This is a genomic window from Streptococcus sp. KR (assembly GCF_002238115.1).
GTDB lineage: Bacteria > Bacillota > Bacilli > Lactobacillales > Streptococcaceae > Streptococcus.
On the sequence record NZ_NGVM01000229.1, the window covers coordinates 1 to 309 of the forward strand.

Annotated in this window: 1 protein-coding gene; it reads right to left on the reverse strand. The window is 37.5% G+C overall.

The features are described 5' to 3' along the window. A partial coding sequence (locus CBI42_RS11710) for an HK97 family phage prohead protease (RefSeq protein WP_179211432.1) occupies nt 1-309 on the reverse strand: 309 nt, incomplete at both ends.

Here is a 309-nt window from a genome sequence, read left to right on the forward strand (position 1 = left end):
TTAGTTTCTTCGTTTGACTTGATAATTGTTTTTTCTGTCATGTTTCGTTTTTCTCCTTTTGATTTTGAGTTATTTTGTTTTTTGTTATTAATAAATGAATCGTACCCACGTGTCGCAACGCTTGACGCATTATAAGCCGGCAAAGAGACAGCACTAATTTCGTATAGTGCCTGAATATTTGTAATTAAGCGAGTTACAACTCCGGTTGTCGGGTCTTCGCTCCATTGTTCGCCTGAACCGTCATCTGGCAACGTAAATCCGAACGACATTGAATTGACAACGCCTTTTTGAATCAAGTTGTATAAATCA